The organism is Streptomyces sp. NPDC056128 (assembly GCF_042263835.1).
Classification (GTDB): domain Bacteria; phylum Actinomycetota; class Actinomycetes; order Streptomycetales; family Streptomycetaceae; genus Streptomyces.
Map to the genome: position 1 here is coordinate 60,331 of NZ_JBHJVQ010000037.1, position 12,566 is coordinate 72,896.

Below are 12,566 nucleotides of genomic sequence, written 5' to 3' on the forward strand. Positions count from 1 at the left end.
ATGCGCTTACTCCTCGGCGTCCGCCGCGGGCTTTCCGTCGGACTTGGAGTCCGGCTTGGCGTCCGACTTGGCGTCCGACTTGGCGAGGGACGTCTTCGCGTCCGGCTCGGCGTCCTCCTTCGCCTCGGACTCGGCCTCGGACTCCGCCTCGTCGTCCTCGAAGTACGCGTCCAGGACCTCGTCCAGGGCCGACTCCCACTCCGCGAACCGGCTCCGGGACGTCGCCTCGATCTCGATCGGGTACCAGCGGCGGTCCGGCGTGTGCACCGTGACGGTGAACCGCTTGCCGAAGCGGCCCGTCTCGGTCTCCACGGCGCCGACCTCGTCCCAGCGGAACTCGCAACTCTGGTCGTCGAGGGAGAGACGTACGCCCTTGTGGTCCGCGACGATCCGGGCGCGGCGGTCGGCGGCCTCGAAGACGGGGCCGTCCACGGGGGCCGCCGCCTCCTCCTCGTCCGTTTCCGCGGAGTCCTCGGCGGATTCCCGGGCGGGCGGTACGGCGTCCGCGACGCCGTCCGCCTCCACCCCGGTCTCCGCGCCGGCGTCCGCGTCCGCCTTGTCGCGTCTCACGTCCTCCGGCTCACCGGACACGGGCGCGGTGAGCCCGGGGATGAATGCCGGGTCGAATCCGGCGCCTTCCAGGGGCTGGCTGCTCGATCCTCTGCGCTGCTCCACAGCGGGCAGTATGGTCGACAAACCTGTGCCGGACACAGTCGGCCCCGACTTCGTTATCAGACGCCTACACGAACAGGCTCAGGACCGCGGCGACCGCGAAGCCCGCCAGCGACAGCACGCTCTCCAGGACGGTCCACGTCTTCAGGGTGTCCCGTTCGCTGATGCCGAAGTACTTGGCGACCATCCAGAAGCCGCCGTCGTTGACGTGCGAGGCGAAGATCGAGCCCGCCGAGATGGCCATGATGACCAGCGCGACGAACGCCTGCGAGTGGTCGCCCTCCGCCAGCAGCGGCGCCACGATGCCCGCCGTCGTGACGATGGCCACGGTCGCCGAGCCCTGCGCGACCCGCAGCACCAGGGAGATCAGGTACGAGAGCACGATCACCGGGAGGCCGACGTCGTTGAAGGTGTCGGAGAGCGCCTGGGCGACGCCGCTGCCCTTGAGGACGGCGCCGAAGACCCCGCCCGCGCCGACCACCAGCAGGATGTTGCCGACCGGCTTCAGCGAGGCCGTCGAGACGGTCTCCAGGGACTTGCGGGACCAGCCGCGCCGGATGCCCAGCAGGTAGTACGCGAGGAGCAAGGCGATGGTCAGAGCCACGAAGGGGCTGCCGAAGAACTCGATCACCGAGCGGAGCGTGGACGGGTCCAGGGCGATGGAGGAGAAGGTCGCGGCCAGGATCAGCACCAGCGGGGTGCCGATGATGCCGAGGACCGTGCCGAGCGCGACCGGGCTCTCGTGCGGGACGACGCCGGACTCGCGCTGCTCGGCGATGACGGCCTGCTTGGCCTCGTCGGCGGCCTCGACCATGTCCTGCGGGACGGGCACGAAGATGCGGCGGCCGATCCAGGCGGAGAACACCCAGGCGGCGAGCACGGCGGGGATGCCGCAGACGATGCCCATGAGGATCACCCAGCCGAGGTCCACCTTCAGCAGCCCGGCGGCGGCGACCGGCCCGGGGTGGGGCGGCAGGAAGGCGTGGGTCATCGACAGGCCGGCCAGCAGCGGCAGGCAGTAGATCAGCACCGACTTGCCGGAGCGCTTGGCCGCGGCGTAGACGATCGGCGCGAGGACGAAGATGCCGACGTCGAAGAAGACCGGGATGCCGAAGATGAGACCGGTGAGGCCCATCGCGAGGGGGGCGCGCTTCTCGCCGAAGAGGCCCAGCAGGCGGGAGGCCAGCACCTGCGCGCCGCCGCTGACTTCGAGGATCGCGCCGAGCATGGTGCCCAGGCCGATGATGATGGCGACATGCCCGAGGATGCCGCCCATGCCGGACTCGATGGTGGAGACCGCGTCCGATTTCTGGACGGTGCCGAAGAGTTCGGTGACCGAGAGGCCGGCGAGCAGGCCGACGGCTATGGAGACGGCGAGCAGCGCGACGAAGGGCTGCAGCCGCACCTTGATGATCAGGAAGAGCAGCAGCACGATGCCGATCGCGGCGACGGTCAGCAGGCCCGCCGTGCCGTCGATCAGGGTGAGCAGACCGCCGGTGTGCGGTGGGGTCTCGGCGGCGGCGAGCTGGAGGGACACATGGGACATTCGGGGGTCCTCTGGCTAAACACATGGTGCTTTCGGGCAGGGCGGGGCGCGGCACGGCGCCCCCTGGGGTCGGGGAGCGCCGTGCCGTGCGACAGGCGGTTCGGGAACGCGGAGGGCCGAGGGGGAGGGTCAGCCCAGGACGGCGAGCGCGTCGATCTCGATGAGCAGGCCCGCGGGGAGGCCGACGTAGACGGTCGTGCGCGCGGCGGGCGGCTGGGTGAGGCCCTGCTCCGCGAAGTACGCGTTGTAGATCTCGTTCATCTCGGCGAAGTGGTCCACGTCCGTGAGGTAGACGCGGATCATCATCACGTCGTCCCAGGAGGCGCCGCCCTCCTCCAGGATCGCCTTGACGTTGGCGAGGGTCTGGAGGGTCTGCTCGCGCAGGGTCGGGCCGGCCGGGGTGGGGGCCTTGCCCTCCTCGTGGGGCAGGAAGCCGACCTGGCCGGCGACCTGGAGGATGTTGCCCTTGCGGACACCGTGGGAGAACTTGGCCGGCGGGGTGGTGTGGGTGGCCGGAGTGAGGGCGATCTTGTCGGTCATGTGGTGACTTCCTTGACTGGGGTCCTGCCGGAGTACTCGCCGCTGATGGCGTCCGCCGTACGGCGCACCAGCGGGAGCAGGGTGAGAAGTTCGTCGGCGGTGACGACGACGTTCGGTGCGGAGACCGACATCGCGGCGACCACTCTGCCGTCGGCGCCCCTGATGGGCGCGGCGACGCAGTTGATGGACTCCTCGTGGCCACCGAGGTCGGTGGCCCAGCCCTGTTCGCGCACCTTGGCCAGCTCCTTGAGGAAGCCGTCGGCGTTCGGTGTGGAACGGGCCGTGTACATGGGGTAGTCGAGCTGCTCGACCACGGCTCGGCGCTCGTTCTCGGGGAGGTCGGCGAGGAGCAGTTTGGCCACGGCGGCGACGGTGATGGCGACGGGCTTGCCGATCCGGGAGTACATGCGGACCGGGTAGCGGCTCTCCACCTTGTCGATGTAGAGGACCTCGCCCTCCTCGTGGACGGCGAGGTGGACGGTGTGTCCGACCTGCTCGTTGAGGCGTACGAGGTGGGGGTGGGCGATCTCCCGGACGTCGAGGTTCTCCATCGCCTCCTGGGCGAGGGAGATGAGCCGGGCGCCGAGGCGGTAGCGCTGGTCGGACTGGCGGTAGACGAAGCCGTGGTCGTGCAGGGTGCGCAGGAGGCGCAGCGCGGTGGACTTGTGCACGCCGAGGCGGTCGGCGACCCGGCCGAGGTCCGCGGGGCCCTCGGCGAGCAGCGGCAGGATGCTGAGCGCGCGGTCGACGGTCTGACTCATGGTGTGCGTGCCTCCTCGTCGGCCCTGTCGCCGGCCTGGGTCCAGCCGGGGCCGAGACGCAGTCTCCCCCACGCCGCGTCGTCGAGGGCGGCGAGGCGGTCGGCGTGGTCGCGGGCGGGGGGCGTGGCGAGGTCGCCGGGGACGGTGAGGGCGGCGGCGGCCATGAGGTGGCCGTGGCGCAGCCGCTCGCGCACGGGCAGTCCGCGCAGGGTGGCGGAGAGGAACCCGGCGGCGAAGGCGTCGCCCGCGCCGACGGCGGCGACGACGTCGACGGTGAGGGCGGGGACGGAGGTGACCTCCGTGCCGTGGAAGGCGGTGGCGCCGGTCGCGCCCTGTTTGACGACGAGGAGGCCGGGCTCGGGCAGCGCGGCGCGCACGGCCTCGGGACCGCCCAGGCCCCAGGCCTCGTCCTCGCCGACGAAGACGATATCGGCGCCGCGGGCCAGTTCGAGCAGTACTTCGGGGCCGTCCCCGGACTCGCGCCACAGACCCGGGCGGTGGTTGACGTCGAACGAGACAAGGGGGCCGAGGGAGCGGCCGGGGCGCCGGGCGGTGAGTTCGCGCATCAGGCCGAGGCAGTCGGCGGAGAGCGCGGGCGTGATGCCGGACACGTGCAGGACGCGTCCGGAGCGGAGCGCGTCGAGGTCCATGGTGTGCACGGACATCGCGGAGGCCGCCGAGCCCGCCCGGTAGTACGCCACCTCGTGGGCGTCGGTGGCGCGGTCGCCGGCGGTGCGGAAGTAGATCCCGGTCGGGCGGTCGGGGTCCCGGCGGACGAGGGAGACGTCCACGCCCCAGGCGCCGATGGCCTCGACGAGGTGGTCGCCGAAGCCGTCGGCGCCGACCCGGCCGGCCCAGCGCGTGGCGTGTCCGGCGGCGGCGAGCACGCAGGCCACGTTGGACTCGGCGCCGCCGATGGCCCGGTCGAAGGAGGGGACGTCGGCGAGGCGCCCGGCCCGCGAGGGCAGGAAGGTGACCATGGACTCGCCGAGCGCGACGACGTCCACGACGTCGGGGGCGGTGCTGGTGGGTCCGGTGGCGGTCACGATGGTGGGGGCTCCCTTGCGGCTCTGTGGGTCTCGGGGGATCCGTTGACCCCGCGTTGGCCGAGATGTTAGACACCAGTAAGCGACATACGCAATGACCGTTGCACACAATGCAACACTGCAACTCATGGAGGCTCCATGGCCCTCGAAACCGGCACCGATGCCCTCGCCCGTCTGGCCGAGGAGCACGTCGACCACCGCTTCAAGGGCCTCCCGCCGGACGCCGACGGCCTGACCGTCGCCGAGCTGGCCGGCCAGCGCCGCAACCTCTTCACCGACGGCTTCGCCACCCCCGTGCTGGCCCTCTCCGCCGAGCGCCTGGAGCACAACCTCGCGCTGATGGAGACGTACGCGGCCCGGCACGGCCTCGCCTTCGCGCCGCACGGCAAGACCTCCATGGCCCCGCAGCTCTTCCACCGCCAGATCGAGCACGGCGCCTGGGGCATCACTCTGGCCGTGCCGCACCAGGTGCGGGTGGCGCGCGCCTTCGGCGTCGGGCGGATCTTCCTCGCCAACGAGCTGGTCGACGCCGCCGCCCTGCGCTGGATCGCCGCCGAGCTGGACGCCGACCCGGACTTCCGCTTCGTCTGCTACGTCGACTCCGTGCGCGGCGTCGAGCTGATGGACGCGGCGCTCACCGACGCGGGGGCCGCCCGCCCGGTGGACGTCGTGGTCGAGCTGGCCGCCGGTGAGGGGGCCAGGACCGGGGCGCGCACGGAGGCGGACTGCGCGGCCGTCGCCGACGCCGTGGCCGGCACCCGGACCCTGCGGCTGGCCGGGGTCGCCGGGTACGAGGGCGAGGTGCCCGAGGCCGACCCGGAGCGCGTGCACGCCTGGCTGCGGCGGCTGGTCGCGCTGGCGGCGGACTTCGACAAGGCCGGACGGTTCGGCGCGGGCGGCCTGGACGAGATCGTGCTGAGCGCGGGCGGCAGCGCCTGGTTCGACGCGGTGGCCGACGTGTTCGCCGAGGTCCCCGGCCTGTCCCTGCCCGTACTGAAGCTGCTGCGCTCGGGCGCCTACGTCTCCCACGACGACGGGCACTACCGGGAGGTGACCCCCTTCAACCGCGTCCCCGCCGAGGGCACCCTGGAGCCCGCGTTCCGGCTGTGGACCCAGGTGGTCTCCCGCCCCTCCCCCGAGCAGGCCTTCGCCAACGCCGGCAAGCGGGACGCGGCGTACGACCTCGACCTGCCGTTCGCCCAGGTGGTACGCCCCGCGGACGGCGGGCCCGAGCGCCCGGCCACCGGCATCACGGTCACCGGCCTGTCCGACCAGCACGCCTGGCTGCGCACCGCCCCGGAAGCGGAGCTGGCGGTCGGGGACTGGCTGGGCCTGGGCCTGTCCCACCCCTGCACGTCCTTCGACAAGTGGCAGCTCATCCCGGTCGCCGAGGCGGACGGGACGGTCGTCGAGTACATCCGCACGTTCTTCTAAAGGAGGGCACATGGAAGAGCTGGTCATCCGGGACGCGGAGGTCGTGGACGGCTCCGGCGCCGCCTCCTACCGCGCCGACGTCGTGGTCGACGGCGGCCGTATCGTCTCGATCGTCAAGGAGGCGGCCGCCGCCGGCTGCCAGCGCCCCGAGGCGCGCCGCGAACTGGACGCCGAGGGCCTGGTCCTGGCTCCCGGCTTCATCGACATGCACGCCCACAGCGACCTGGCGCTGCTGCGGGACCCCGACCACAGCGCCAAGGCCGCGCAGGGCGTCACCCTGGAGGTCATCGGCCAGGACGGGCTCTCGTACGCGCCGGTCGACGACCGCACCCTCGGCGAGGTGCGCCGCGCGATCGCCGGGTGGAACGGTCCCGGCGACGACATCGACTTCGACTGGCGGTCGGTCGGCGAGTACCTGGACCGGCTCGACCGGGGCATCGCCGTGAACGCCGCGTACCTGATCCCGCAGGGCACGGTCCGCGCCCTCGCGGTGGGCTGGGACGACCGGGACGCGACCGACGCCGAGCTGGAGCACATGCGGCGGCTGGTCGCCGAGGGCATGGAGCAGGGCGCGGTCGGCATGTCGTCCGGGCTGACGTACACGCCCGGCATGTACGCGAAGGACGCGGAGCTGACCGAGCTGTGCCGGGTGGTCGCCGGGTACGGCGGCTACTACTGCCCGCACCACCGCTCGTACGGCGCCGGGGCGCTCCAGGCGTACGAGGAGATGGTGGAGCTGACCCGGGAGGCGGACTGCCCGCTGCACCTGGCGCACGCCACCATGAACTTCGGCGTCAACAAGGGCAGGGCCCCCGAGCTGCTGACGCTGCTCGACGAGGCGCTGGCCGCCGGGGCCGACATCACGCTCGACACGTACCCCTACACCCCCGGCTGCACCACCCTCGTGGCGATGCTGCCGAGCTGGGCGAGCGAGGGCGGCCCGGAGCAGATCATGAAGCGGCTGTCGGACGACGACACCGCCGAACGCATCCGGCACCACATGGAGGAGATCGGCGCCGACGGCTGCCACGGCGTGCCCATCGAGTGGGACAGGATCGAGATCTCCGGCACCGGCGACCCGGGGCTCGGGGAGTACGTCGGCCGCACGGTCATGGAGTCGGCCACCGTGCGCGGCGAGGCCCCGTGGACGGTCGCCAGGAACCTGCTGCTGGCCGACCGGCTGGCCCCGACCATCCTCCAGCACGTCGGTCACGAGGAGAACGTGCGCGCGATCATGCGGCACCGCGTCCACACCGGCGGCTCGGACGGCATCCTCCAGGGCACCAAGCCGCACCCGCGCGCCTACGGCACCTTCCCGCACTACCTCGGCCACTACGTGCGCGAGCTGGGCGTGCTCTCCCTGGAGGAGTGCGTCGCCCACCTCACCTCGCGCCCGGCCGCCCGGCTGCGGCTGCCGGACCGGGGTCTGGTCCGCGAGGGGTACCGGGCGGACCTGGTCCTCTTCGACCCGGCGACGGTCGCGGCGGGCAGCACCTACGAGAACCCGCGCGTGCTGCCGACCGGCATCCCGTACGTGCTGGTCGACGGGCGGTTCGTGATGGCGGAGGGGAGGCGTACGGACGTATTGGCGGGGCGCTCGGTGCGGCGGAGTCCCCGGTGAGTGACCAAACCCGCCCATACCGCCCGTCTCAAGTGGCGGATAACACGACCCATGGAACGTAACCGGGTCGTAAGCTCACGGACATGCAGGTGATCCAGTCGACCAAGCTCGCCAACGTCTGTTACGAGATCCGGGGCCCGGTGCTCGAGGAGGCGATGCGGCTGGAAGCGGCCGGTCACCGCATCCTGAAGCTGAACACGGGCAACCCGGCGGCCTTCGGTTTCGAGTGCCCGCCCGAGATCCTGGAGGACATCCTCCGCAACGTCTCGACGGCGCACGGCTACGGCGACGCGAAGGGTCTGCTGGCCGCCCGCCGCGCGGTCGTCATGCACAACCAGACCCTCGGCATCGAGACGGACGTCGAGCACGTCTTCATCGGCAACGGCGTCTCCGAGCTGATCGTGATGGCGATGCAGGGGCTGCTCGACGACGGCGACGAGGTCCTCGTCCCGGCGCCCGACTACCCCCTGTGGACGGCCGCCGTCTCGCTCTCCGGCGGCACGGCGGTCCACTACCGCTGCGACGAGCAGTCCGACTGGATGCCGGACCTCGCCGATGTGGAACGGAAGATCACCGACCGCACCAAGGCGCTCGTGATCATCAACCCGAACAACCCGACGGGCGCGGTCTACGACGAGGCGATGCTGCGCGGCCTGACCGACATCGCGCGCCGCCACAACCTGCTGATCTGCTCCGACGAGATCTACGACAAGATCCTGTACGACGAGGCCACGCACACCCCGACCGCCGCGATCGCCCCCGACCTGCTCACCCTCACCTTCAACGGCATGTCGAAGGCGTACCGGGTGGCCGGTTACCGGGTCGGCTGGATGTCGATCTCCGGGCCGCGCGCGCACGCCGAGTCCTACATCGAGGGCCTGACCGTGCTGGCGAACATGCGACTGTGCGCCAACATGCCGGGGCAGCACGGTGTGGTCGCGGCGCTCAGCGGGCGGCAGACCATCAACGAGCTGGTGCTGCCGGGCGGGCGGCTGCGGGAGCAGCGGGACGCCGCGCACGCGGCGCTGACCAGCATTCCGGGCGTGACCTGCGTGAAGCCGAAGGGCGCGCTGTATCTCTTCCCGCGGCTCGACCCCAAGGTCTTCAAGATCAAGGACGACCGGCGGATGGTCCTGGACCTGCTGCGGCAGGAGAAGATCATGGTCGTCCAGGGCACCGGCTTCAACTGGCCCGAGCCGGACCACTTCCGGGTGGTGACGCTGCCCACAGCCGGTGACCTGCGCGAGGCGGTGGACCGGATCGGGAACTTCCTGGAGGGCTACAGCCAGCCCTGAGTTCTCTCAACTTTAGATTGATTCCAATGTAGGATGGCTTCCTGGAGCAATCAGGAGGCCGTCCCATGTACGAAGCGATCCGCAGCAAGTCGGTCCACAGCACGACGGCCGGCACCACCTCCGACTTCCCCCACCGGTCCCGGGAGGAAGAGCTGGACATCCAGCTCGCCGGCCACCTCGCGGCCCTGCTCGCCGTCACGGACGAGCTGCGCGCGCTGGCCCCTGCCGCCGACCTGGACGCCGCGGCCGAGCGGCTCGCCGAGCAGGTGACCCGGCTGCGCGGAGGCCGGGCGCCGGTCCGCGTGCCGGTGACCACCGCCCGCCCCGAGCCGCACCCGCCGGTCCTGCACCGCCGCGCGCACACGCTGGCGGGCCGGGCCCTGGTGGTGGCGGCCTCCCGTGCCGACACGGCGGCCGCGATCCTGACCGCCGAGCGCATGGACGCGCACGCCGCCGCCCTCGCCCCGCGGTACGCGTCGGCCTCGTAACGTACGCCGAAGGGCCGGGTCCATCGCACGCCGTTGTGCGGGGACCCGGCCCGAGCGGGGTGTCCGCCCGGCTCCAGGACATCGAGCTACAGGAGCGGGAAGAACCCCATCGCGGCCGGCTTTCGTGACGACTTCACTGGTCAGGGCTAGTCGAACCGGCCGCGAAGCAGGGAGGCGGGAGGTCAGCCCAGGCGCTGCACCAGCGCCCGGTACTGGTCCCACAGCTCGGTGGGCGTGTGGTCGCCGAAGGTGTTGAGGTGCTCGGGCACGAGCGCCGCCTCCTCGCGCCACACCTCCTTGTCGACGCTGAGCAGGAACTCCAGGTCGGCGTCGGCGAGGTCGAGGCCCTCGGTGTCGAGGGAGCCCTTGGCCGGCAGCACGCCGATCGGCGTCTCGACGCCCTCCGCGCGGCCCTCCAGGCGCTCCACGATCCACTTCAGGACGCGGCCGTTCTCACCGAAGCCGGGCCAGACGAACCTGCCCTCGTCGTCCTTGCGGAACCAGTTGACGTAGTAGATCTTCGGCAGCTTGGACTGGTCCTTGTCCTTGGCCACGTCGACCCAGTGCCCCATGTAGTCGCCCATGTTGTAGCCGCAGAACGGCAGCATGGCGAAGGGGTCGCGGCGCAGCTCGCCGACCTTGCCCTCGGCGGCGGCGGTCTTCTCGGAGGCCACGTTGGCGCCGAGGAAGACGCCGTGGTTCCAGTCGAAGGACTCGGTGACCAGCGGTACGGCGGTGGCGCGGCGCCCGCCGAAGAGGATCGCCGAGATCGGCACGCCCTTGGGGTCCTCCCACTCCGGCGCGATGATCGGGCACTGCGCGGCGGGGGTGGTGAAGCGGGCGTTGGGGTGCGCGGCCGGGGTGCCGGACTCGGGCGTCCAGTCGTTGCCCTTCCAGTCCGTCAGGCGGGCGGGCGTCTCCTCGGTCATGCCCTCCCACCACACGTCGCCGTCGTCGGTCAGGGCGACGTTGGTGAAGACGGAGTTGCCCCACAGGGTCTTCATCGCGTTGGCGTTGGTGTGCTCACCGGTGCCGGGCGCGACGCCGAAGAAACCGGCCTCGGGGTTGATGGCGTACAGGCGGCCGTCCTCGCCGAAGCGCATCCAGGCGATGTCGTCGCCGATCGTCTCGACGGTCCAGCCGGAGATCGTGGGCTCCAGCATGGCGAGGTTGGTCTTGCCGCAGGCGGACGGGAAGGCGGCGGCGACGTATTTGGGCTCGCCGGTGGGCGGGGTCAGCTTCAGCACCAGCATGTGCTCGGCCAGCCAGCCCTCGTCGCGGGCCATGACGGAGGCGATGCGCAGGGCGTAGCACTTCTTGCCGAGCAGGGCGTTGCCGCCGTAGCCGGAGCCGTAGGACCAGATCTCGCGGTCCTCGGGGAAGTGCGAGATGTACTTGGTGCTGTTGCAGGGCCAGGGCACGTCCTTCTCGCCCTCGGCCAGCGGGGCGCCCAGGGTGTGCACGGCCTTGACGAAGAAGCCCTCCGCGCCCAGTTCGTCCAGGACCGGCTGTCCCATGCGGGTCATGGTGCGCATGGAGGCGGCGACGTACGCGGAGTCGGTGATCTCCACGCCGAGCGCGGAGAGCGGGGAGCCGAGGGGGCCCATGCAGAAGGGCACGACGTACATGGTGCGGCCGCGCATCGACCCGCGGAACAGGCCCTTGTCGCCGCTGAAGATCTCCCGCATCTCGGCGGGGTCCTTCCAGTGGTTGGTCGGGCCGGCGTCCTCCTCCTTGGCGGAGCAGATGAAGGTCCGGTCCTCGACGCGCGCGACGTCGGAGGGGTCGGAGGCGGCGTAGTAGGAGTTCGGCCGCTTGATGGGGTCGAGTTTGCGGAAGGTGCCCTTCGCCACGAGCTCCCCGCACAGGCGCTCGTACTCGGCCTCGGATCCGTCACACCAGACCACGTCGTCCGGCTGGGTCAGTTCGGCGATCTCGTTCACCCACGAGATCAGCTCCTGGTGGGTGGTGGGGACGGGGGGAGCAGCGATGTCGCGCGCCACGATTGCTCCTAGATGAGGGGTTTTTGGTTGGAGGCCCCGTGGGGGCTGCGACCCGGACGCGTGACGTTGACCTCTTGGGCGCTCATCCGGTGTCGACCGCACTCATTTGATCATCCGACGTGAGCGCCCATCTGTCCAGAGGGCGTCACACTTGAGCGGAGTGAGGATCGCCACGTGCACGCGGCGGGGGTGCGGGGCAGGGGGGCCCGTGAGACGATGGCCACTCGCCGTTCGTCATACGTCCGTACTGATACGTAACTTACGGAACCGTAGGTACGATGCGCTCATGACTGCGTCCGTCCCCGACGAGCCCAGGGACACGCCGGCCGACGGCCGCGGCCCTGTGGCGATCTCCCTGCCGCATCCGGTCAAGCCGAAGCTGCGCGGCTGGCTGCACCTCGCCATGTTCCCGGCCGTCCTGGTCGCGGGCCTGGTGCTCACCGCCCTCGCCGAGTCGACCCAGGCGCGCGTCGCCTGCGGGATCTACGTCCTGACGGCCTGTCTGCTCTTCGGCGTCAGCGCGCTCTACCACCGGGGCGACTGGAGCCCGCGCATGGACGGCGTGCTGCGCCGCCTGGACCACGCCAACATCTTCCTGATCATCGCGGGCACGTACACCCCGCTCACGATGCTGCTGCTGCCCGGCGCCAAGGGCGAGTGGCTGCTGTGGGGCATCTGGGCCGCCGCGGCCGCGGGCATCGTCTTCCGCGTCTTCTGGGTCGGCGCCCCGCGCTGGCTCTACACCCCCTGCTACCTCGCCATGGGCTGGGCGGCCGTCTTCTACCTGCCCGAGTTCATGCGGGCCGGGGGGATCGCCGTGCTCGTCCTGGTGATCGCGGGCGGCCTGCTCTACAGCGCCGGCGGCGTGATCTACGGCCTCAAACGCCCCAACCCCTCCCCCCGCTGGTTCGGCTTCCACGAGGTCTTCCACTCCTTCACCCTGGCCGCGTTCATCGCCCACTACGTGGGGATCTCGCTGGTCGCCTACTAGGGCCTGTCCGGCGGATCAGGTCGCAGGAAAGCAACGGCACCTGATCAGCGCCGGTGAGCGGGGTCTGGTGCGTGCAGCTGCAAGGCGGAGGAGGGCGACAGGGCGGAGCCCTGGCAACCGACGACAACGCCGCTGGGGGTACCTCCCACGCCTTTAAGGCAGTGGGGGA

At 71.3% G+C, this 12,566-nt stretch carries 11 protein-coding genes; 5 read left to right on the forward strand and 6 right to left on the reverse strand.

What is annotated here, in order from left to right; all coding sequences use genetic code 11:
* Positions 1-6 precede the first annotated feature (6 nt).
* From ACFC1X_RS36675 to ACFC1X_RS36695, 5 genes are all read right to left on the reverse strand, one after another.
* Positions 7-675 carry a hypothetical protein gene (locus tag ACFC1X_RS36675; RefSeq protein ID WP_376362802.1) on the reverse strand — a complete coding sequence of 223 codons (669 nt, stop codon included), beginning with the start codon at positions 673-675 and terminating at the stop codon, positions 7-9.
* 64 nt (positions 676-739) lie between these two features.
* Complete coding sequence (locus ACFC1X_RS36680) at positions 740-2,218, reverse strand: GntP family permease (RefSeq protein ID WP_376362804.1); 1,479 nt, start codon at positions 2,216-2,218, stop codon at positions 740-742.
* A 129-nt stretch (positions 2,219-2,347) separates the two neighbouring features.
* Positions 2,348-2,758, reverse strand: a complete 411-nt coding sequence (locus tag ACFC1X_RS36685; RefSeq protein ID WP_114532128.1) for a RidA family protein — start codon at positions 2,756-2,758, stop codon at positions 2,348-2,350.
* On the reverse strand, positions 2,755-3,519 hold the full coding sequence (locus tag ACFC1X_RS36690) for an IclR family transcriptional regulator (protein ID WP_122615976.1): 765 nt from the start codon (positions 3,517-3,519) through the stop codon (positions 2,755-2,757). Before ACFC1X_RS36690 ends, ACFC1X_RS36685 begins: the two co-directional genes overlap by 4 nt.
* The gene (locus tag ACFC1X_RS36695) at positions 3,516-4,565 is read right to left on the reverse strand and encodes a sugar kinase (RefSeq protein ID WP_376362808.1); all 1,050 of its coding nucleotides are present in this window, start codon (positions 4,563-4,565) and stop codon (positions 3,516-3,518) included. Before ACFC1X_RS36695 ends, ACFC1X_RS36690 begins: the two co-directional genes overlap by 4 nt.
* A gap of 138 nt (positions 4,566-4,703) precedes the next feature.
* On the opposite strand from ACFC1X_RS36695, the gene ACFC1X_RS36700 reads away from it, so the two are divergent.
* From ACFC1X_RS36700 to ACFC1X_RS36715, 4 genes are all read left to right on the forward strand, one after another.
* On the forward strand, positions 4,704-5,999 hold the full coding sequence (locus tag ACFC1X_RS36700; RefSeq protein ID WP_376362811.1) for an amino acid deaminase: 1,296 nt from the start codon (positions 4,704-4,706) through the stop codon (positions 5,997-5,999).
* Positions 6,000-6,009: 10 nt separating this feature from the next.
* A complete protein-coding gene (locus tag ACFC1X_RS36705) occupies positions 6,010-7,620 on the forward strand; it encodes an amidohydrolase family protein (RefSeq protein WP_376362814.1) in 1,611 nt (536 codons plus the stop codon).
* An 83-nt stretch (positions 7,621-7,703) separates the two neighbouring features.
* Positions 7,704-8,915, forward strand: a complete 1,212-nt coding sequence (locus tag ACFC1X_RS36710) for a pyridoxal phosphate-dependent aminotransferase (protein ID WP_122615972.1) — start codon at positions 7,704-7,706, stop codon at positions 8,913-8,915.
* A gap of 65 nt (positions 8,916-8,980) precedes the next feature.
* Entirely contained in the window at positions 8,981-9,403 is a 423-nt protein-coding gene (locus ACFC1X_RS36715) for a hypothetical protein (RefSeq protein ID WP_376362817.1), read from the forward strand.
* Positions 9,404-9,585: 182 nt separating this feature from the next.
* On the opposite strand, the gene ACFC1X_RS36720 is transcribed toward ACFC1X_RS36715, so the two are convergent.
* The gene (locus ACFC1X_RS36720) at positions 9,586-11,406 is read right to left on the reverse strand and encodes a phosphoenolpyruvate carboxykinase (GTP) (RefSeq protein WP_376362820.1); all 1,821 of its coding nucleotides are present in this window, start codon (positions 11,404-11,406) and stop codon (positions 9,586-9,588) included.
* 286 nt (positions 11,407-11,692) lie between these two features.
* Here ACFC1X_RS36720 and ACFC1X_RS36725 point away from each other — a divergent pair, with 286 nt between their 5' ends.
* A complete protein-coding gene (locus tag ACFC1X_RS36725) occupies positions 11,693-12,397 on the forward strand; it encodes a hemolysin III family protein (RefSeq protein WP_376362823.1) in 705 nt (234 codons plus the stop codon).
* Positions 12,398-12,566: the final 169 nt, after the last annotated feature.

Excerpts from the sequence above, each read along its gene's own strand:
- ACFC1X_RS36680 (WP_376362804.1), bottom strand. The coding sequence starts at position 2,218 with ATGTCCCATGTGTCCCTCCAGCTCGCCGCCGCCGAGACCCCACCGCAC.
- ACFC1X_RS36685 (WP_114532128.1), bottom strand. The coding sequence starts at position 2,758 with ATGACCGACAAGATCGCCCTCACTCCGGCCACCCACACCACCCCGCCG.
- ACFC1X_RS36690 (WP_122615976.1), bottom strand. The coding sequence starts at position 3,519 with ATGAGTCAGACCGTCGACCGCGCGCTCAGCATCCTGCCGCTGCTCGCC.
- ACFC1X_RS36700 (WP_376362811.1), top strand. The coding sequence starts at position 4,704 with ATGGCCCTCGAAACCGGCACCGATGCCCTCGCCCGTCTGGCCGAGGAG.
- ACFC1X_RS36705 (WP_376362814.1), top strand. The coding sequence starts at position 6,010 with ATGGAAGAGCTGGTCATCCGGGACGCGGAGGTCGTGGACGGCTCCGGC.
- ACFC1X_RS36710 (WP_122615972.1), top strand. The coding sequence starts at position 7,704 with ATGCAGGTGATCCAGTCGACCAAGCTCGCCAACGTCTGTTACGAGATC.
- ACFC1X_RS36715 (WP_376362817.1), top strand. The coding sequence starts at position 8,981 with ATGTACGAAGCGATCCGCAGCAAGTCGGTCCACAGCACGACGGCCGGC.
- ACFC1X_RS36725 (WP_376362823.1), top strand. The coding sequence starts at position 11,693 with ATGACTGCGTCCGTCCCCGACGAGCCCAGGGACACGCCGGCCGACGGC.